The 19,889-nt window shown below is 61.2% G+C and carries 20 protein-coding genes and 1 tRNA gene; 17 read left to right on the top strand and 4 right to left on the bottom strand.

Annotated features, from left to right (window positions below; genetic code table 11):
- The first annotated feature begins 13 nt into the window (after positions 1 to 13).
- Genes AC2CGI_RS16110 through rbsK form a run of 7 tightly spaced genes read left to right on the top strand, consistent with a single transcriptional unit; the run spans position 14 to position 7,086 of the window.
- Entirely contained in the window at positions 14 to 997 is a 984-nt protein-coding gene (locus AC2CGI_RS16110) for a substrate-binding domain-containing protein (protein WP_076741300.1), read from the top strand.
- A 2-nt stretch (positions 998 to 999) separates the two neighbouring features.
- The gene (locus tag AC2CGI_RS16105; protein ID WP_076741301.1) at positions 1,000 to 2,517 is read left to right on the top strand and encodes a sugar ABC transporter ATP-binding protein; all 1,518 of its coding nucleotides are present in this window, start codon (positions 1,000 to 1,002) and stop codon (positions 2,515 to 2,517) included.
- The gene (locus AC2CGI_RS16100; RefSeq protein ID WP_015378975.1) at positions 2,510 to 3,496 is read left to right on the top strand and encodes an ABC transporter permease; all 987 of its coding nucleotides are present in this window, start codon (positions 2,510 to 2,512) and stop codon (positions 3,494 to 3,496) included. The genes AC2CGI_RS16105 and AC2CGI_RS16100 overlap by 8 nt, the downstream gene beginning before the upstream one ends.
- Positions 3,497 to 3,506: 10 nt before the next feature.
- Positions 3,507 to 4,541 carry an ABC transporter permease gene (locus AC2CGI_RS16095; RefSeq protein WP_021505709.1) on the top strand — a complete coding sequence of 345 codons (1,035 nt, stop codon included), beginning with the start codon at positions 3,507 to 3,509 and terminating at the stop codon, positions 4,539 to 4,541.
- A 31-nt stretch (positions 4,542 to 4,572) separates the two neighbouring features.
- Entirely contained in the window at positions 4,573 to 5,244 is a 672-nt protein-coding gene (gene alsE, locus AC2CGI_RS16090; RefSeq protein ID WP_015378973.1) for a D-allulose 6-phosphate 3-epimerase, read from the top strand.
- A 10-nt stretch (positions 5,245 to 5,254) separates the two neighbouring features.
- Complete coding sequence (gene alsK / locus AC2CGI_RS16085) at positions 5,255 to 6,163, top strand: allose kinase (RefSeq protein ID WP_076741302.1); 909 nt, start codon at positions 5,255 to 5,257, stop codon at positions 6,161 to 6,163.
- Positions 6,160 to 7,086, top strand: coding sequence for a ribokinase (rbsK, locus tag AC2CGI_RS16080; protein WP_021505706.1), 927 nt, complete (start codon positions 6,160 to 6,162; stop codon positions 7,084 to 7,086). Before alsK ends, rbsK begins: the two co-directional genes overlap by 4 nt.
- 40 nt (positions 7,087 to 7,126) lie before the next feature.
- Here the strand turns inward: rbsK and AC2CGI_RS16075 are convergent, their stop codons facing one another.
- Entirely contained in the window at positions 7,127 to 7,735 is a 609-nt protein-coding gene (locus tag AC2CGI_RS16075) for an HD domain-containing protein (protein WP_004931670.1), read from the bottom strand.
- 183 nt (positions 7,736 to 7,918) lie between these two features.
- Here AC2CGI_RS16075 and trhA point away from each other — a divergent pair, with 183 nt between their 5' ends.
- Together trhA and AC2CGI_RS16065 are read left to right on the top strand one after the other, a co-directional pair.
- The gene (trhA, locus tag AC2CGI_RS16070; RefSeq protein ID WP_021505704.1) at positions 7,919 to 8,593 is read left to right on the top strand and encodes a PAQR family membrane homeostasis protein TrhA; all 675 of its coding nucleotides are present in this window, start codon (positions 7,919 to 7,921) and stop codon (positions 8,591 to 8,593) included.
- A gap of 150 nt (positions 8,594 to 8,743) precedes the next feature.
- Positions 8,744 to 9,241 (top strand): DUF2165 family protein, encoded by a 498-nt coding sequence (locus AC2CGI_RS16065; RefSeq protein ID WP_044030541.1) that lies wholly within the window; start codon positions 8,744 to 8,746, stop codon positions 9,239 to 9,241.
- A 38-nt stretch (positions 9,242 to 9,279) separates the two neighbouring features.
- Here AC2CGI_RS16065 and ygfZ read toward each other — a convergent pair whose 3' ends face one another.
- Complete coding sequence (gene ygfZ / locus AC2CGI_RS16060; protein ID WP_015378968.1) at positions 9,280 to 10,272, bottom strand: tRNA-modifying protein YgfZ; 993 nt, start codon at positions 10,270 to 10,272, stop codon at positions 9,280 to 9,282.
- 320 nt (positions 10,273 to 10,592) lie between these two features.
- Here ygfZ and sdhE point away from each other — a divergent pair, with 320 nt between their 5' ends.
- Both sdhE and AC2CGI_RS16050 read left to right on the top strand, forming a co-directional pair.
- The gene (sdhE, locus tag AC2CGI_RS16055; RefSeq protein WP_004931679.1) at positions 10,593 to 10,859 is read left to right on the top strand and encodes an FAD assembly factor SdhE; all 267 of its coding nucleotides are present in this window, start codon (positions 10,593 to 10,595) and stop codon (positions 10,857 to 10,859) included.
- Positions 10,840 to 11,262, top strand: coding sequence for a protein YgfX (locus AC2CGI_RS16050; protein ID WP_004931681.1), 423 nt, complete (start codon positions 10,840 to 10,842; stop codon positions 11,260 to 11,262). The genes sdhE and AC2CGI_RS16050 overlap by 20 nt, the downstream gene beginning before the upstream one ends.
- 65 nt (positions 11,263 to 11,327) lie before the next feature.
- Here the strand turns inward: AC2CGI_RS16050 and fldB are convergent, their stop codons facing one another.
- Complete coding sequence (gene fldB / locus AC2CGI_RS16045; protein ID WP_004931683.1) at positions 11,328 to 11,846, bottom strand: flavodoxin FldB; 519 nt, start codon at positions 11,844 to 11,846, stop codon at positions 11,328 to 11,330.
- A gap of 106 nt (positions 11,847 to 11,952) precedes the next feature.
- On the opposite strand from fldB, the gene xerD reads away from it, so the two are divergent.
- The 6 genes from xerD to AC2CGI_RS16015 all read left to right on the top strand — a co-directional run bounded on the left by xerD (position 11,953) and on the right by AC2CGI_RS16015 (position 18,348).
- Positions 11,953 to 12,852 carry a site-specific tyrosine recombinase XerD gene (xerD, locus tag AC2CGI_RS16040; protein WP_004931685.1) on the top strand — a complete coding sequence of 300 codons (900 nt, stop codon included), beginning with the start codon at positions 11,953 to 11,955 and terminating at the stop codon, positions 12,850 to 12,852.
- Between the two features lie 26 nt (positions 12,853 to 12,878).
- Complete coding sequence (dsbC, locus tag AC2CGI_RS16035; protein WP_004931688.1) at positions 12,879 to 13,595, top strand: bifunctional protein-disulfide isomerase/oxidoreductase DsbC; 717 nt, start codon at positions 12,879 to 12,881, stop codon at positions 13,593 to 13,595.
- 6 nt (positions 13,596 to 13,601) lie between these two features.
- Positions 13,602 to 15,335: a single-stranded-DNA-specific exonuclease RecJ gene (gene recJ / locus AC2CGI_RS16030; RefSeq protein ID WP_015378966.1), complete on the top strand. Its 1,734-nt coding sequence runs from the start codon at positions 13,602 to 13,604 to the stop codon at positions 15,333 to 15,335.
- Positions 15,336 to 15,501: 166 nt separating this feature from the next.
- Positions 15,502 to 16,600 (top strand): peptide chain release factor 2 gene (gene prfB / locus AC2CGI_RS16025; RefSeq protein ID WP_096242572.1). Its coding sequence is split into 2 segments (ribosomal slippage): positions 15,502 to 15,576 and positions 15,578 to 16,600, totalling 1,098 coding nucleotides; the frame shifts between segments, so codons are not numbered across the junction.
- Positions 16,601 to 16,609: 9 nt separating this feature from the next.
- Positions 16,610 to 18,127 carry a lysine--tRNA ligase gene (gene lysS, locus AC2CGI_RS16020; RefSeq protein ID WP_004931697.1) on the top strand — a complete coding sequence of 506 codons (1,518 nt, stop codon included), beginning with the start codon at positions 16,610 to 16,612 and terminating at the stop codon, positions 18,125 to 18,127.
- A gap of 147 nt (positions 18,128 to 18,274) precedes the next feature.
- Positions 18,275 to 18,348, top strand: a tRNA-Gly gene (locus tag AC2CGI_RS16015).
- 200 nt (positions 18,349 to 18,548) lie between these two features.
- Here AC2CGI_RS16015 and AC2CGI_RS16010 read toward each other — a convergent pair.
- Positions 18,549 to 19,859, bottom strand: coding sequence for an MFS transporter (locus AC2CGI_RS16010; protein ID WP_044030560.1), 1,311 nt, complete (start codon positions 19,857 to 19,859; stop codon positions 18,549 to 18,551).
- Positions 19,860 to 19,889: the final 30 nt, after the last annotated feature.

Raw genomic sequence — 19,889 nt, 5'->3', positions numbered from 1 at the left:
TGGAGAGAGAACAATGAAAAAATCCGTACTGGTCGGTCTGTTTGCCTCGCTGCTGCTGTCGGTCTCCGCGCAGGCGGCGGACAAGCTGAAAATGGGCGTGGTGGTGAAGATCGGCGGCATTCCCTGGTTCAACGCCATGGAGGCCGGCATCAAAAGCGAGAGCGCCAAACGCGACATCGACGCCTGGATGGTTGGGCCGACGGCGGCGGATCCGGCGCTGCAAGTGCGCGCCATCGAGGATCTGATCGCGCAGAAGGTGGACATCATCGGCGTGGTGCCGAACGACGCCCGGGTGCTGGAGCCGGTGCTCAAGCGCGCGCAGGAGGCGGGCATCAAGGTGATCGTGCACGAATCCCCCGGCCAGAAGTACGCCGACTGGGATTTTGAGCTGGTGGACGCCTCGCAGCACGGGGTCAACCACATGAAAGCACTGGCCGCCTGCATGAAAGAGCAGGGCAAGTACGCGGTATACGTCGGCAGCCTGACGGTGCCGCTGCACATCACCTGGTCGGACTCGGCCATCAACTACCAGAAGCAGCACTACCCGAACATGCAACTGGTGGGCGACAAGTTCGGCGTGGGGGAATCGCTGGATGACAGCGTGCGCACCACCAACGATCTGATGGCCAAGTATCCCGATCTGAAAGGCGTGCTGGCGTTCGGCTCGCAGGGGCCGATCGGCGCCGGGCGCGCGGTGCTCAACCGCGGCAAAAGCAACGATATCTGCGTCATCGGGCCGTTCAGCCCGGGCCAGGGCGCTTCGCTGGTCAATCGCGGCGCCATCAAGGGCGGTTATATCTGGAATCCGATGGTGGCCGGCGAAGTGTTCGTGCGCATCGCCGACATGATGCACAAGGGAGAGAAAATCACCGACGGCATGACCATCGAAGGCATGGGCAAGGTGCAGGTGGATGCGCAGCAGCACACCATTCTCGGCAACGCCACCGAAAGCCTGGATAAGCAAAACCTGCCGAAGCTGGCGAAAATGGGGCTGTAATCATGGCGATTTCCGGCAATACGGCAACGCAGGGCGCGCCGCTTATCGAACTGCAACAGCTGTCGATGACCTTTGGCGGGCAGCGTGCGCTGAACGATATTTCATTGGCGCTGATGCCGGGGGAGGTGCACTGTCTGGCCGGCACCAACGGCTGCGGCAAGAGCACGCTGATCAAGGCGATCGCCGGCGTCTATCAACCGGACGACGGCAGCCGCATTACCCTCGATGGGCAAACCTTCGGCCGGCTGTCGCCGGATCAGGCGCGCGCCTTCGGCATTCAGGTGATCTATCAGGATCTGTCGCTGTTTCCCAACCTGACGGTGGCGGAAAACATCGCCTTCGAACACAACCTGCGCGGGTTGCTGGGTTGGCACCGCCCGGCGCGGCTGCGGCGCGCCGCCGAACGCCAGCTGCAATCGCTGAGTTTCAATCTGGATCTCGACAAACGGGTGGCGGAGCTGCCGATCGCGCAGCGCCAACAGGTGGCGATCTGCCGTGCGCTGGTGGCGCAGGCGCGGCTGGTGATCATGGACGAACCGACCGCTTCGCTGACCCGCACCGAGGTCAACCAACTGCTGCGCACGGTGGACTATCTGAAAGCGCAGGGCATCTGCGTGGTGTTCGTCAGCCACCGGCTGGACGAGGTGCTGGAGATCTCGGATCGCGTCACGGTGATCCGCGACGGCAACAAAGTCGGCACCTGGCCGGCGGCGGAGATCACCGGCGATCGTCTGACCGAGCTGATGACCGGTCTGAAGCTGGACTATCGCCTGAAAGCGCCCAGCCTGAATAAGGAGCGGGTGATGCTGGAGGCGGATCGCCTGAGCCGCGCTGGGCAGTATCAGGATGTGAGTTTCCGTCTGCATCAGGGGGAGGTGCTCGGTCTGTGCGGGCTGCTCGGCTCCGGGCGTACCGAGCTGGCGCTGAGCCTGTTCGGCATGACCCGGCCGGACAGCGGCAAACTCTACCTCGACAGCAAACCGGTGCGCTTTCGCGGCCATGAGGACGCGATCAAGGCCGGCATCGGCTACGTCTCGGAGGATCGCCTGACGCTGGGTCTGGTGCAGCAACAGTCGGTGGCGGATAACGCGGTGCTGACCATTCTCGATAAGCTGCGCGGGCGTTTTCGCCTGATAGACGACTACCGCAAGAATCGCATCGTCGCGGAGTGGATCGCCAAGCTCGGCGTGCGGGTGGCGGATCCGGATCAGGTGGTTTCGACGCTGTCCGGCGGCAATCAGCAAAAGATCGTGCTGGCCAAGTGGGTGCTGACCCAGCCGCGGATCTTGATCCTCGACTCGCCGACCGTCGGTGTCGACGTCGGTGCCAAGGCCAGCATCTACCAACTGATCCATCTGCTGGCGCAGGAGGGGATCGCCATTTTGCTGATCTCCGACGAGGTGCCGGAGGTGTATTACAACTGCGATCGGGTGCTGCACTTCAGCGGCGGCAGCGTGATCGGCGAATACCTGCCGGGGCAGGTGAGCCAGCAACAGCTGGCGGAGGCGGTCAATGCGTAGATTCAGTTTGAAACCGCGCGGCAACGAAGGCTATCTGGCCTGGGTGTTGCTGCTGACGGTCATGGTCTTTTCACTGCTCAGCGATCGGTTTTTAACGGTGCAAAACCTGCTCGATCTCAGCGAAAGCTATGCGGTGAGCGGTATTTTCGCCCTCGGCCTGTTTGTAGTGCTGGTGACCGGCGGCATCGATATCTCCTTCGCCGCAGTCGCCTCGGTGGTGCAGTACCTGATCGCCACGCTGGCGACCCACTACGGCCTGGCCAGCCCGGCGGGCAGCATTCTGCTGGCGTTGGCGATCGGCGCCGCGCTGGGCATGGTCAACGCGCTGCTGATCTACTGCCTGCGCATCGTCTCGATCATCGTCACCATCAGCATGCAGGCGTTGTTGTTCGGCATGCTGATGTGGCTGACCAACGGCCGCAGCCTGTACGCATTGCCGGACTGGTGGACGCTGCCGCGCAGCGTGCTGCCGTTCCAGCTGGATGAGCAGAGCTATCAGCTCGGTTTGCCGACGCTGGTGATGCTGGCGGTGGCGCTGCTGACCTGGCTGCTGCTGAACAAAACGCACCTCGGGCGCCAGCTGTTTGCCGTGGGCGGTGATGCGGAATCGGCGCGGCGCATCGGCATCCGCGTTGGCCTGCTGCATTTGTTCGCCTATGGCTATCTGGGCGCGATGGCGGCGATCGGCGGCCTGGTGCAGGTGTACCGCATGGGGGAAGTGGTGCCCAACGCGCTGGTGGGCGGGGAGCTCGACGTGCTGGCGGCGGCGGTGCTGGGCGGCGCTAGCCTGAACGGCGGCAAGGGCAGTGTGGTCGGCACGCTGATGGGCGTGTTCCTGATCGGCGTGCTGAAAAACGGCCTCAACCTGATCGGCGTGTCCAGCTACTTCATGAACGTGGTGATCGGTCTGGTGATCGTCGCGGCGATCACCGTCACTCACTACAAGAAACGCAAAGAAACCGACGTCGGTTTCGCCTGAGGAGCGCCTGATGGGCAACAACCTGAAATTTCGTCCGGACGGGGTCGCCGTCGGTCTGCTGGCATTGCTGCTGGCGGTGGTGCTGGGCTTTAGCCTGCTGATGCCGGGGCGCTTCTTCAGCGGCGCCACCTTCACCAGCGTGGCCTTCCAGCTGCCGGAGCTGGGCCTGCTGACGCTGGCGATGTTCATCCCGATCCTCAGCGGTGGCCTGAACCTGTGCATTATCGCCAGCGCCAACCTGACCAGCCTGCTGATGGCCTGGCTGTTCATCAGCTACCTGCCGGCGGATGCCGGGCTGGGCTTGCAGGCGCTGTGGCTGGCGTTGGCGCTGGCGGCGGCGATGCTGTTGGCCGGGCTTATCGGCGCGGCGACCGGCGCGTTGGTGGCCTACGTCGGCGCGCATCCGATTCTGGTGACGCTGGCCACCATGACGACGGTCAACGGCATCGGCATTTACCTGACGCGCGGCGCGGCCCTGAGCGGCATGCCGGAGATCGTGCGGTTTATCGGCGCCGAGCGCGTGCTGGGCGTGCCGGTACCGCTGTGGATCTTCCTGGTGGTCGCCGCCTTGCTGGCGCTGTTCTTGCAGAAAACCCGGCTCGGCAAATGCATCTACATGAGCGGCAGCAACATCAACGCCACCCACTTCAGCGGCGTGAATACCCATCGGGTGTTGATCGCCATTTACACCCTCTCCAGCCTGCTGTGCGTCATTGCCGGGCTGGTGATGATGGCGCGCTTCAACTCGGCGCGCATGGGTTACGGCGACTCCTACCTGCTGCTCACGGTGCTGGCGATCATACTGGGCGGCACCGATCCGTTCGGCGGTTTTGGCCGGGTCAGCGGCGTGGTGTTGGCGCTGATCGTGCTGCAGGTGATCGCGACCGGTTTGAACCTGATGAACGTCAGCCCGCATTTCAGTCTGGCGATGTGGGGCGCGGTGCTGATCGCGGTGCTGGCGCTGAAGTTTTTCCGCCATCGCTATCAGCAGCGGCGGGCGATGCGCCGCAGCGCGGCCCAGGCCAGAATCGCGGCGGGCCACTGATCCCTTTTCCCTTTTGCGCAGGATAACGCTAATGAAATACCAGATTTCACCTTCACTGATGTGCATGAACCTGATGGATATCCGGCAGCAATTGGCGGTGCTGAATCGCCGCGCCGATATGCTGCATATCGACATCATGGACGGGCACTACGTTAAAAACATCACGCTGTCGCCGTTCTTTATCGAACAGATCCGCCCGCATACCTCGTTGTTGCTGGACGTGCATTTGATGGTGGAGAACCCAACCGATTTTATCGAGCCGATCGCCCGCGCCGGGGCGGACTTTATCTGCCCGCACGCCGAAACCATCAACCGCGACGCGTTCCGCGTGATCAATCAAATCCGCGCGCTGGGCAAAAAAGTGGGGGTGGTGCTGAACCCGGCCACGCCGGTGGAGTTTATTCGCCACTACCTTCACCTGCTGGACAAGGTCACCGTCATGACCGTCGATCCGGGCTATGCCGGGCAGCCGTTCATTCCCGAAATGCTGGACAAGATCCGCCAGTTGCGCGATCTGAAACGCCAACAGGATCTGAACTATCTGATCGAAATAGATGGATCCTGTAACCAGCGCACCTACCGCGATCTGATGGGCGCCGGCGCGGAAGTGTTGATCGTCGGCAGTTCCGGGCTGTTCAACCTCGATCCGGATCTGGAAACGGCGTGGGAAAAGATGCTGGATCAGATGCGGCAGGCGGCCTGAGGCGGGGGATATGATGCGGTATTTTCTTGGCGTTGACGTCGGCGGCACCAATACCCGCCTGCTGTTGATGGATGATGAAGGCGAGTTTAGCGGTTACCGCAAGATAGCGACCGCCGATTGGGCGCAGCGGGCCGATCCGCTGGCGGCGTTGGGCGATCTTATCGCCCGGCATTGCGAGGATCGTCAGGTGGCGCAGGTGATGCTTGGGTTGCCGGGGATCCTCAGCCGCGATCGCTCGCGGGTGCTGTCGCTGCCGTTCATTCCGGCGCTGGATGCCCAGCCGGTGGCGGCGCTGTTGGCCGATTTGCTGGCGCTGCCGGTGCGAATGGACAAGGACGTCAACCATCTGCTGTGGTGGGATTTGCAGCAGCTGCCGGCGCTGCCGCAGGTGGCGGTAGGGCTGTATCTGGGCACCGGCATGGGCAACAGCCTGTGGCTGAACGGCGATTTTTACCACGGGGCGCATGGCGCCGCCGGCGAGCTGGGGCACATTCCCTGGCCGGGCCATCTGGGCGAGTGCCCGTGCGGCAAACGGGGCTGCGTCGAGAGTCTGACCTCCGGCCATTGGCTGACCGGCTGGGCGCGCGCCAACGCGGCGCAAACGCCGTTCGACCGGCTGTTCGAACGCCATGGCGATCATCCGGATTTGCAGCGTTTCGTTGAACGATTGGCGCAGACCATCGCCATCGAAATGAACGTGATCGACCCCCAATGGCTGATCCTGGGCGGCGGCGTGATCGCCATGCGCGGTTTTCCGTTGGCGCGGCTGGAGCAAGAGATCCGCCGTCATCTGCGCGGGCCCCAGCCGGCACAGGGATTGGCGATCTCCATCAGCCGCCTGACTGATGAAACCGGCAGCAAAGGCGCCTGTCTGGCCGCCCGGCGCCACCTCCAATTGAGCAGGGAGTACCAGCAATGAAAGGCAAAGTCTGCGTGTTCGGTTCGTTCAACCTGGATATCGTCGCCGGCATGGCGCGGTTTCCGCAGCCCGGCGAATCGCTGATCGCCCGTAACAGTATGATGGGGGCGGGCGGCAAGGGCGCCAACCAGGCCACCGCCGCGCTGCGCGCCGGGGCGCGGGTGCATTATATCGGCAAGGTGGGGCGCGACGACTTCGGCACCTTCGCCCGGCGTCATCTCGCCGCGGCCGGCTTCGATGCGGTGACGCTGTTCTCGACCGGCGATTGCCCGACCGGCAATGCGCTTATCTACGTTGCCGGCGAGGATGCGGAGAACATGATCGCCGTCGATCCCGGCGCCAACCTGACGGTCAGCGAGGACGAGGTGCGCCAGTGCCGCCCGGCGATCGCCGCGGCGGATATTCTGTTGACCCAGTTGGAGAACAACCTGCCGGCGATCGAACAAGTGATTGCCATCGCCCGCGAGGCGCGGACGTTCATCATTCTCAACCCGGCGCCGTTTCAGCCGGTGCCGGACAGCCTGTTGGCGCAGGTCGATCTGCTGACGCCCAACGCCACCGAATGCACATTGCTGACCGGCGTGCCGGTGCGGGATGTGGCTTCGGCGCGTCAGGCGGCGCAGGTGCTGCACGCCAAGGGCATTCGTTTGCTGATCGTGACCTTGGGCACGCAGGGAGCGTTGTTCTCGGACGGGGAACACAGTGAGCTGATCCCGGCGTTTCCGGCGCAGCCGAAAGACACCACCGGCGCGGGGGATGCGTTTAACGGCGCTCTGGCGGCGCAGCTGGCGAATCAGGTGCCGTTAGCCGATGCGGCGCGCTTCGCCGCCGCCTACGCGGCGGTCTGCGTGGAACGCGCCGGGGCGGCGGGATCGATGCCGAGTTATGAGGAGGCGTTGGAACGCCAGCAGGCGTTCGCTTGACGTTGACGGGCTGCGGCGCAGAGGCGGCAGCCCGGCTCCCTTACTTCAACCAGCCTTTGCGCTGCGCGTCCCGCAGATGTTGCTCCATATGGCGCCACAGCTCGGGATGCACGTCGGCGATCGACGCATTGCGCGCCAGCACCTGCTCCAGGCTGATGCCGTTTTCCACCCAGCTCTGGCCTTCATTGTGCAGGTTCATCAGCATCGGCATGGTGCGATCCAGCAGCAAGGCAAAGCGCGCATCGGCGCTTTCGCCGTCTTCATATTCCTGCCATAAAGCGGTGAAATACTCGCGCTGAGCCTCCGGCAACATGCCGAACAGACGGCGCGCCGCCGCCACTTCCTGATCGTGGATCGCCGCGCGGGCCGCCAGATCGTAGACCAGCACGTCGCCGGCGTCGATTTCCACGATGTCATGCAGCAGCGCCATCTGGATCACGCGCTGAATGTCTACGTCATCACCGGCGTAGGGCGCCAGGCTCATGGCGGCGATGGCGAAATGCCAGCTGTGTTCGGCGGAGTTTTCCTGGCGCTGGGTGCCCAGTACCTTGGTGCGGCGTTGCACGCCTTTCAACTTATCGATTTCCATCAGGAACTGGATGGCCTGGGTCATTGAACCGAAATCTAACGCGGGTACAGCGGATGACATGGTGTAAACCTCAAGGTGGGTGGGTTGAAGCCTGACGATTGTAGACCAGCGGGCGGGGGATTTCGATGGTTACACGCGTTCACATTTTTATTTTAGCGTACACGTGTACACTGGAATTATTCTCAGTTAAGCTGCTTTGCGTTAATTTCGCACAAAGCAGGGCATTTTGAGGGGTTGCGCGTTATGGGGAAAACGGACGTAGTGAAAGCCGGGAACAATAAGATTGTCACCGCGGCTTATCCGTGGGCGGAAGAGATCGCCAACAGCATCAGCCACGGCATCGGGCTGGTGTTCGGTATTGTCGGCCTGGTGTTGCTGCTGGTGCAGGCGGTGAATACCGGCGCCGATGCGACGGCCATCACCAGTTACAGCCTGTACGGCGGCAGCATGATCCTGCTGTTTCTCGCTTCTACGCTGTACCATGCGATCCCGCATCAAAAGGCCAAGCATTGGCTGAAAAAATTTGACCACTGCGCCATTTATCTCCTGATTGCCGGCACTTACACGCCGTTCTTGCTGGTAGGGCTGGATTCGCCGCTGGCGAAGGGCCTGATGGCGGTAATCTGGGGGTTGGCGCTGCTTGGCGTACTGTTCAAGCTGGCCTTCGCCCACCGTTTTGAAGCCCTGTCGCTGGTGACCTACCTGACGATGGGCTGGCTGTCGCTGATCGTGATTTATCAGCTGGTTACGCGGCTGGAGGCCGGCGGCGTCACGCTGCTGGCGATCGGCGGGGTGGTCTACACCCTGGGCGTGATTTTCTATGCCTCCAAGCGCATTCGCTTTGGCCACGCCATCTGGCACGGCTTCGTGCTCGGCGGCAGCGCCTGCCACTTCATGGCGATCTACCTGTACGTCTAAGCGTTGCCGCTACGTCTGAATGCGTATTGAACAGGCGCCTCTTTTGTTTTAAAAAAGAGGCGCTTGCTTCTTTCGGGTATCCAGCAAGCCCGTTCCTTCATTTCTGAGCCCGCATACCGTTTCTTTAACCTCTGTTCAGGACTCATCAAGATGATCGTTCGCTTATCCAAAGCGCTGCTGGTCTGCGCTATCGCCTTGTTCGCTTCGCTGGTCGCCTTCGGCAACCTCACCGACTACGGCTCCAATTTCGCCTTCGTGCGCCACGTCTTTATGATGGATACCCTTTTCCCCGACGCCACCATCGGCTACCGCTCGATACAGACGCCGTGGCTGCATCACGCCGGTTATATTTTCATCATTGCGTTGGAGAGTCTGACCGCGCTGCTGTGCTGGATTGGTGGCCTGCGCCTGCTGTGCGGCCTGAAACTGCCCGCCAACGCTTTCAACGGCCGCAAAAAATGGGCGGTAGCGGGGCTGACGCTGGGCTTCCTTACCTGGCAGGTCGGTTTTATGTCGATTGGAGGGGAGTGGTTCGGCATGTGGATGTCGCAGCAATGGAACGGCGTACCGAGCGCGTTTCGCTTCTTCGTCACCATCATCTTGGTGCTGATCTATCTGGTGCAGCGCGACGGGGAGTTGGACGAGTAACAAAGATGGCCGCAGGCAGGGGGCCTGCGGCCGACGGATTATTTCTCTTCGGCCAGCGAGTAGGGCAACGGTTTGATCGCCAGCTGGCTGGCGGCATCGTCGCGCACCCGCAGCTTGCTGTCGGCATCCAGATCGTTGTTCATCACCACCTGCACCCACAGCGTACCGTCGGCTAACTGGCTCGACGCCAGTACGGTGCCGGTGCGACGCCAGTTTTCCCCCAGCTGCAGCTCCAGATCTTCCGCCGCCTGCGGGGCGCGAGCCGCTTTACCTTCCAGCCAGTAGAGCGCACGTTTGTTGGCGCCGCGGAACTTGGCGCGCGCCACCATCTCCTGACCGGTATAGCAGCCCTTGCTGAAACTGATGCCTTCCAGCGCCTGGAGGTTGGTGGCCTGCGGGATCAGCTGCGCGCTGTTGGCGGCGTCGATAACCGGATAACCGGCTTCGATCTCCAGCGCCAGCCACTGGTTGCTGTCATTCCGTTCCGCCTGGTCATGCAGTTTGCCGATCAGCTGTTCGGCCACGGCGGGGCGGGTCACCAGCAGAAAACGCTCCGCCGGCGCATTGAAGTGCAGAATCGTGGTCTCGCCGTCCTGCACCACCGGGTGCTCAGCGCTTGGCAGCGTGGCGAACAGGCCCGCCAGCGCGGCGCGCGCCTGGAAACCGGCGACACCCAGCAATACCGCGTCATTATCGGCGGCGATGGTGACTTTGGAGAACACCGCGTATTTTTTGATTTCCGCCAGTTGGCTGTCCAGCACGCTGCGGCGCTCCAGATAGGCGAAGCCTTCGCCACGGTGGAACAGACGCAGGTTGCTCCACATTTTGCCCTTGGCGTCGCAGTGGGCGCACAGCACGTGTTGATCGGCCGCCAGCGCGTCGATGTCCGCCGTCACCTGTCCCTGGAGATATTTCACCGTGTCCGGCCCGTTCAGCGTCACCAGCGCCCAATCTTCCAGCGAGATCAGCGTCAGGGGCAGATGGGTGGAAGCGGAGGGCTGACGGGGTGGGAATGGAATGTTATGCGCCATAGTAAGTTCCTGCTCAACGTTTAGCTTACCTGAAGGGTATTGGACCCATGGTAAAAGAGGCGGCGGGCTTTGCAAACTGTTATTCGCGCCGCGGCGCCGGGGGGCGCTTTTTTTGGCATTTTGCGCTTTATTGCGTTTTCCGCCACAAAGCGCCTTCCCGGCGTGTATGTCAAATTGTTACTCTATAGGCTTGCGGCCAGGGCACCCTTGCAGACAGATCCCCGGTTGATGGAATTATATTGCGACGGCGTTGCCATACAGTGTGTCATTTGAACCCTGCGCTGGCGCTGCCGCGCTGAAAAGAGGTGAGTCATAACAACATGGATATTAACAACAAAGCACGTATTCACTGGGCTTGCCGCCGTGGCATGCGCGAGCTGGACATCTCCATCATGCCGTTCTTCGAATACGAATACGACAGCCTGAATGACGCGGACAAGGCGCTGTTTATCCGCCTGCTGGAGTGCGACGATCCCGATTTGTTCAACTGGCTGATGAATCATGGCGCGCCGCAGGACGGCGAGCTGCAGAGAATGGTGACCCTGATCCAAACGCGAAATAAAGACCGTGGCCCAGTGGCGATGTGATATCCGCATTTCCTGGCGCACCCAGCTGTTTTCACTGTTGACCCACGGCGTTCTGATCCTGCTGATCCTGATTTCGCCCTGGCCGGAAGGCTTTGGCCCGCTCTGGCTGGTGCTGCTGACGCTGGTGGTGTTTCAGTGCATTCGCAGCCAGAAGCGCATCGCCGCGGTGCAGGGCGAGCTGCGGCTGCTGGCGGATCGGCGTTTCAGCTGGCACGGCCGCGAGTGGCGGCTGGCGAAAAAACCGTGGATGCCGGGTTACGGCATGCTGTTGACGCTACAGCCGATGGAAGGCAAAAAGCGCCGCCGGCTGTGGCTGGCTTCCGACTGCATGAGCAAAGAGGAATGGCGCCACCTGCGGCAGCTGTTGCTGTATCCGCCGGCGGGTGACGGCGAACAAGGTTGATAGGGGGCGCCGGCGCGAATCATGCCGCCGGCGCTCGGCGTTTGGGGAGGAACGCCCGATAGCGGCTACAGCAGCGGCTCCATCTCCAACAGGATCTGTTCGCACCATTGCTGCAGGCGCTCTTCGCTCAGATCGTATTGGTTGACCTCATCGAGCGCCAGGCCGACGAAGTGTTTGCCGTCGGCGCTCAGCGGTTTGGGGCTGGTGAACTCGAAGCCCTCAGTGGGCCAGAAGCCGATGAACTGTACGCCCAGCGGCGCGATGTGATCGTGCAGCATGCCCAGCGCGTCGAGGAACCACTCACCGTAACCGAGCTGATCGCCCATGCCGTACATGGCGACGATTTTGCCTTTCAGATCCAGCGCCGCCAGCTGCGGCCAGATCGCTTCCCAGTCTTCCTGCAGTTCGCCGAAATCCCAGGTCGGGATGCCGAGGATCAGAATGGAATAGTCCTCCATCAGCTTGGGCGAGACGTCTTTCAGGTTGTGCAGGTCGACCAGGTCTTCACCCAGAATCTCACGGATTTTTTCTGCCGCCATTTCGGTGTAGCAGGTGCTGGAGCCGTAAAACAGACCAATCTTCATGTGTAAACCGTTACGTTGCTGTTTAGAGAATTGCAGCGAGTATACCTGATTTGCGCCGGCTTAAGGCATAATGGCGCGGGTGGAAATGCAACAAAGAGAGGACCGCGTGCAACAGCAAGACAATGCGCTGATTGAACAATTCCTGGATGCGCTTTGGCTTGAGCGCAATCTGGCGGAAAATACGCTGGCCTCCTATCGGCTGGATTTGCAGGCCCTGGGCGCCTGGCTTGGCCAGCAGAAGACCGATTTGCTGCAGGCGCAGGCGCTGGATCTGCAGGCGTTTCTCGCCGAGCGGGTGGATGGCGGTTACAAAGCCACCAGCTCCGCGCGTTTGTTGAGCGCCATGAGGCGCCTGTTTCAATATCTGTACCGCGAAAAGCTGCGCGCCGACGATCCCACCGCGCAGCTGGCGTCTCCCAAACTGCCGCAGCGCTTGCCGAAGGATCTGAGCGAGGCGCAGGTCGATGCGTTGCTGCAGGCGCCCTGCGTCGATCAACCGCTGGAGCTGCGCGACAAGGCGATGCTCGAAGTGTTGTACGCCACCGGGCTGCGGGTTTCCGAGCTGGTGGGGCTGAACATCAGCGACGTCAGCCTGCGCCAGGGCGTAGTGCGGGTGATCGGCAAGGGCAACAAGGAGCGGCTGGTGCCGCTGGGCGAAGAGGCGGTCTACTGGATCGAAAATTATCTGGAGCACGGCCGCCCATGGCTGGTCAACGGCCAGACGCTGGATGTGCTGTTCCCCAGCACCCGCTGCCAGCAAATGACCCGACAGACGTTCTGGCATCGCATCAAACACTATGCCATCCTTGCGGGCATCGACAGCGAGCGTCTGTCGCCGCACGTGTTGCGGCACGCGTTCGCTACCCATTTGCTGAACCATGGGGCCGATCTCCGTGTCGTACAGATGTTGTTAGGGCACAGCGATCTCTCGACCACGCAAATTTATACTCATGTAGCGACCGAACGACTGAAACAGCTACATCAACAGCATCACCCGCGCGCCTGAGCGGCGGGTTCGAAAGGATTGGAATAATGAAAAAAGGTTTAATGCTGCTTTCACTGCTGGTGGCCTCGGTGGCCGGCGCCGCCCATGCCGATGACGCGGCGATCAAAAAAGCGCTCGCCAGCCTGGGCATCCAGCAGGCGGACGTGCAGCCTTCACCGGTCAACGGCCTGAAAACCGTGCTGACCGACAGCGGCGTGCTGTACGCCTCCGAAGACGGCAAGCACATCCTGCAGGGCCCGCTGTTCGACGTCAGCGGCAAAGAGCCGGTCAACGTGACCAACCAACTGCTGAGCAGCAAGATGGACGCGCTGAAAGATCAGATGATCGTGTACAAGGCGCCGAAAGAGAAACACGTGATCACCGTGTTCACCGACATCACCTGCGGTTACTGTCACAAGCTGCATCAGCAGATGAAAGAGTACAACGATCTGGGTATTACCGTGCGTTACCTGGCATTCCCGCGCCAGGGGCTGGCATCCCAGGCTGAAAAAGACATGCAGTCGATCTGGTGCACCGCCGACAAGGCCAAGGCGTTCGACGCCGCCATGAAGGGCGACGCCGTTTCTCCGGCGACCTGTAAAACCGACATCAGCAAGCATTACGAGCTGGGCGTACAGTTCGGCATTCAGGGCACGCCGGCCATCATCCTGGAAAACGGCATGATGATCCCGGGCTATCAGGGGCCGAAAGAGATGGCCGCCATGCTGGATGCGCACCAGGCCGCCACCAAAGCCGGTGGTTAATCGCCGGTGAGTATCAAAACGCAACTACGCCGCCGCCCGGCGGCGGACGACACGCATCTGCCCGCCAGTTTGCCGCCGCTGCTGCGCCGGCTTTACGCCCTGCGCGGCGTGCAGGCTGAGCAAGAGTTGGAACGCAGCGTCAAGGGCATGCTGCCCTGGCAACAGTTGGACGGTATCGACGACGCCGTCAGCCTGCTGCAACAGGCGCTGGCCGACGGCCGCCGCATCATGGTGGTGGGCGATTTCGACGCCGATGGCGCCACCAGCACCGCGCTGACGGTGTTGGCGCTGCGCAGCATGGGCGGCGCAGCCGTCGATTATCTGGTGCCAAACCGCTTCGAAGACGGCTACGGCCTGAGCCCTGAAGTGGTGGAGCAGGCGGCGGCGCGCGGCGCAGAACTCATTGTCACCGTCGATAACGGCATCTCCTCCCACGCCGGCGTCGACGTGGCGCACGCCAAAGGCATGCAGGTGCTGGTGACCGATCACCACCTGCCGGGCGAGACCCTGCCGGCGGCTGAAGCGATCGTCAATCCCAACCTGCGCGGCTGCGCCTTCCCGTCCAAATCGCTGGCGGGGGTAGGCGTGGCGTTCTACCTGATGCTGGCGCTGCGCGCCCGGCTGCGGGACAGCGGCTGGTTCGAGCAGCGCGCGCTGGCGATGCCGAATCTGGCGGAACTGCTGGATCTGGTGGCGCTCGGCACCGTGGCCGACGTGGTGCCGCTGGACGCCAACAACCGCATTCTGGTGTATCAGGGGTTAAACCGCATCCGCGCCGGCAAATGCCGACCGGGCATCCGCGCGCTGCTTGAGGTGGCCAACCGCGACGCCCGCCAGCTGGCGGCCAACGATCTCGGTTTCGCCCTCGGCCCGCGCCTCAACGCCGCCGGCCGGCTGGACGACATGTCTATCGGCGTGGCGCTGCTGCTGAGCGACGACATTGCGCAGGCGCGCATGCTGGCCAACGATCTCGATGCGCTGAACCAGACGCGCCGCGAGATAGAGCAGGGCATGCAGGTGGAAGCTCTGCAGCTGTGCGATCAGTTGGAGCGCACCAGCACCGAGCTGCCTTATGGGTTGGCGATGTATCACCCGGAATGGCATCAGGGCGTGGTGGGCATCCTCGCTTCGCGCATCAAAGAGCGTTTCCACCGCCCGGTGATCGCGTTCGCGCCGGCGGGCGACGGCATCCTGAAGGGCTCCGGCCGTTCGGTGCCCGGCTTGCACATGCGCGACGCGCTGGAGCGGCTGGATATGCTGAACCCCGGGCTGATGATGAAGTTCGGCGGCCACGCGATGGCGGCCGGGCTGTCGCTGGAAGAGGCCAAATTCGACGAGTTCCGCCAGCGTTTCGGCGAGCTGGTGGGGGAATGGCTCGATCCGGCGATGCTGGAAGGGGTTATCTGGTCCGACGGCGAACTGGCGATGCAGGAGCTGTCGCTGACCACGGCGGAGCTGCTGCGCGAGGGCGGCCCGTGGGGCCAGGCGTTCCCTGAACCGACCTTCGACGGCAAGTTCCGCATTCTGCAGCAGCGGCTGGTGGGCGAGAAACACCTGAAGCTGATGGTGGAACCGCTCGGCGGCGGCCCGCTGCTCGACGGCATCGCGTTTAACGTGGACACCACGCTGTGGCCGGACAGCAGCGTGCGCGAAGTGGAACTGGCCTACAAGCTCGACGTCAACGAGTTTCGCGGCAACCGCAATGTGCAACTGCTGATCCAGCATCTTTGGCCGCGCTGAAGTGAAATTGAACACAATTCGGGGATTGGGCTCTCCAATCCCCGGCATCCTTCCCGATCGCCACAAAAACTGACCAACTCGCTATAAACTGCCGCCCGGATCCGTTAGAATTAGCGGTTCCAATGGCATTCCGCCATCGACGACATCAACGTAAAAGAACGAAACCATGTTTGAAATTAACCCGGTAAAAAACCGAATTCAGGACCTGTCCGAGCGGACTGCGGTTCTTAGGGGGTATCTTTGACTATGATGCCAAGAAGGAACGCCTAGAAGAAGTCAACGCCGAGCTGGAGCAGCCGGACGTCTGGAACGAGCCGGAGCGCGCACAGGCGCTCGGCAAAGAGCGCGCCGCGCTGGAAGCCATCGTTGAAACCATCGATCAGCTGGAGCAGGGCGGCGAAGACGTCGGCGGGCTGCTGGAACTGGCGGTGGAAGCCGACGATGAAGAGACCTTCAACGAAGCGGTCGCCGAGCTGGATCAACTGATGAGCAAGCTGGATCAGTTGGAATTCCGCCGCATGTTCTCCGGCGAATACGACAGCGCCGACTGCTACCTGGATATCCAGGCCGGCTCCGGCGGCACCGAAGCGCAGGACTGGGCCAGCATGCTGCTGCGCATGTACCTGCGCTGGGCTGAAGCCAAGGGCTTCAAGACCGAAGTGATCGAAGAGTCCGACGGCGACGTCGCGGGCCTGAAATCGGCCACCATCAAGATCATCGGCGACTACGCGTTCGGCTGGTTGCGCACTGAAACCGGCGTGCATCGCCTGGTGCGCAAGAGCCCGTTCGACTCCGGCGGCCGTCGCCACACCTCGTTCAGCTCGGTGTTCATCTACCCGGAAGTCGACGACGATATCGATATCGAAATCAACCCGGCGGATCTGCGTATCGACGTGTACCGCGCCTCCGGTGCGGGCGGTCAGCACGTCAACAAAACCGAATCCGCCGTACGTATTACTCACCTGCCAACCAACATCGTGGTGCAGTGCCAGAACGATCGTTCTCAGCATAAGAACAAGGATCAAGCGTTTAAACAGCTGCGAGCCAAGCTGTACGAGTTTGAGATGCAAAAGAAAAATGCTGATAAGCAGACGATGGAAGACAACAAGTCCGACATCGGCTGGGGCAGCCAAATCCGTTCTTACGTGCTGGATGACTCCCGCATCAAGGATTTGCGCACCAACGTCGAAACGCGTAACACGCAGGCCGTACTGGATGGCGACCTGGATAAATTCATTGAGGCAAGTTTGAAAGCCGGGTTATGAGGAATAGAAATGTCTGAACAACAAGTACAGGGCGCCGATCAGGCGCTGGATCTCAATAACGAACTGCAGTCCCGCCGCGAGAAACTGGCCGGCCTGCGTGAGAACGGCATTGCGTTCCCGAACGACTTCCGTCGCGACTCCACCTCCGACAAACTGCACGCCGCGTACGGCGATAAAGACAACGAAGAGCTGGAAGCGCTGGGCGTAGAAGTGACCGTCGCCGGCCGCATGATGACCCGCCGCATTATGGGCAAGGCATCCTTCGTCACGCTGCAGGACGTGGGCGGCCGCATTCAGCTGTACGTCGCGCGCGACGATCTGGCTGAAGGCGTGTACAACGAGCAGTTCAAGAAGTGGGACCTGGGCGATATCCTCGGCGCGCGCGGCAAGCTGTTCAAAACCAAGACCGGCGAACTGTCGATCCACTGCACCGAACTGCGTCTGCTGACCAAAGCGCTGCGCCCGCTGCCGGACAAATTCCACGGCCTGGCGGATCAGGAAACCCGTTACCGCCAGCGTTACCTGGATCTGATCGCCAACGAAGAATCGCGCAACACCTTCAAGGTGCGTTCGCAGGTGATGTCCGCTATCCGTAACTTCATGGTGGAACGCGGCTTCATGGAAGTCGAAACCCCGATGATGCAGGTGATCCCGGGCGGCGCGTCCGCGCGTCCGTTCATCACCCACCACAATGCGCTGGATATCGACATGTACCTGCGCATCGCGCCGGAACTGTATCTGAAGCGTCTGGTGGTCGGCGGCTTCGAGCGCGTGTTCGAAATCAACCGCAACTTCCGCAACGAAGGCGTTTCTCCGCGTCATAACCCAGAGTTCACCATGATGGAACTCTACATGGCTTACGCGGATTACAAAGATCTGATCGAGCTGACCGAGACCCTGTTCCGCACCCTGACCGAGAAAGTGCTGGGCACCTCTCAGGTGCAGTACGGCGACGAAGTGTTCGACTTCGGCAAGCCGTTCGAGAAGTTGACCATGACCGAGGCGATCAAGAAATACCGTCCGGAAACCGATCTGGCTGACCTGGCCGACATGGGCAAAGCGGTGGCCATCGCTGAATCCATCGGCATCAAGGTTGAGAAGAGCTGGGGCCTGGGCCGCGTCGTGACCGAGATCTTCGAAGAAGTGGCGGAAAGCCATCTGATTCAGCCGACCTTCATCACCGAGTACCCGGCTGAAGTGTCGCCGCTGGCGCGCCGCAACGACGTGAACCCGGAAATCACCGACCGCTTCGAGTTCTTCATCGGCGGCCGTGAAATCGGCAACGGCTTCTCCGAGCTGAACGACGCCGAAGACCAGGCGCAGCGCTTCGCCGATCAGGTGAATGCTAAAGACGCCGGTGACGACGAAGCGATGTTCTACGACGAAGACTACGTCACCGCGCTGGAGCACGGCCTGCCGCCGACTGCCGGTCTGGGCATCGGTATCGACCGCATGGTGATGCTGTTCACCAACAGCCACACCATCCGCGACGTGATTCTGTTCCCGGCGATGCGCCCACAGAAATAATCCCGTTTAGCGTGCAACAACCGGTGCAGGCAACTGCGCCGGTTTTTTTTCGTCTACGGGACTTAACCGCTTAAAACATCGACAGTTACGCGCCATCTCCGCTTGCCCGTCGCCGATAACCGGTTATAATGCCTGTCGCACACCGATGCGGGTGTAGTTCAATGGTAGAACGGCAGCTTCCCAAGCTGCATACGAGGGTTCGATTCCCTTCACCCGCTCCAATCTCCCTATGCATCACCCCATTGAGTTATAACCGTTTTTAGAAAAGCTGATTCTCAACGATTGCATCACCGTTTGGTGCGGGTTGGCTTGTGAGTCGCTCAAGCCATTGGCCTGGCATTTAACCGCGATAATACAACGCGCCGCCCAATCCTGATGCGGGTGTGAGCCGCCGTTGCTGCCCACAGCGCGCCATTGCCGTTTAACTCCACTTCTGTTTAGCCCCGGATGGCAGGCGGTTGTCCGTTTCTTCGCAGGAGCGGTCGCATTCTTTCGGCAGCAGGAAGGTGATACTTCCTGCCAGCAACAGCGATGCCGCCAGCGCGCAAACCGCGACGTTCTGTCCGTACAGATAAATCATGACGCCTACCAGATAGGGGCCGCAGAACCCACCGAGGTTGCCCAGCCCGTTGATCACCCCGCGTGCGCTGCCCGCCACTTCCGCCGCCGCAATGCGTCCGGGAATTGACCAGAAGGGGCTGGTCGCCGCTTTAAGGAAGAAGCCGCACACCACCAGCGCGATATAGGCGGCCACCACGTGCTCATGCAGGATCACCGAGGCTATCAGCGCCGCCGCAAAACAGTACAGGGAGATCCTGACCCACAAACGGCGGTTACCGCTGCGATCGCTGAACATCGAAATCACATAAATCCCCGCCAGAGTGGCAACAAACGGCAGGATCGCCAATACCCCAACATTGGCCATGCTGCCACCGGTCAGGTTTTTCAAGATGGTGGGCAGCCACAACGTATACCCATAGTCTCCGGTCTGGTAAAAGAAATTCAGCACGACCAGGCGCATCAATCCCTTGTTGCGAAACACCGCTTTTAACGGCGCCTTCGCTGCCGGCACCCTCCCTTCCCGCGCTTTGCGCTCCCGGGCCAGTTCGGTCAATAAATAGTCGCGTTCCTTCGCCGGTAGCCAACGCGCTTCTTCCGGACGGTCACTGATTACCAGCCACCAAATGGTCAACACCACGACCGACAACAAGCCTTCGATAATGAACAGCCAGCGCCAGTCGAGAGTGGCAATAATCGCGCCGGAAACCGGGGCGGTCAGCATCCCCCCTAGTGGGGCAAACATCATGACAAAGGCATTGGCGCGCCCCAGTTCTTTTTCCGGGAACCAATTGCTTACCATGGTCAGCACGACGGGCAACATTCCCCCTTCGGAGATCCCGAGAATAAAACGCAGCACGAGCAGTTGATATTCATGGGTGACGAACCCGGTGGCGATAGAGACAATCGCCCAGGCCACGAGCGACCAGGCTATAAAACGTTTTCCGCTACCGTAAACCGCAAGTCGTCCGCCAGGGATTTGCAGAAATAAATAACCAATAAAAAAGATACCGCTGGCCACGCCAGCCATCTGGCTGGTAATACCTAAATCCTGTTCCATGCCACCCGGCAGAGCAAAGCTGATATTAACGCGATCCATAAATGAAATAATACAGGTGATAAGGATCGGCGCGATAACCCGCAGCCAGCGGGTTCCTGGTATTTTATCGGTCATAATAGCGTCTCGATGATATCCGCCATTCAC

Source organism: Serratia sp. LSHTC3, from assembly GCF_057197125.1.
Note: the sequence above shows the minus strand (reverse complement) of the source record. Positions and strands in the feature narration are given on the sequence as shown.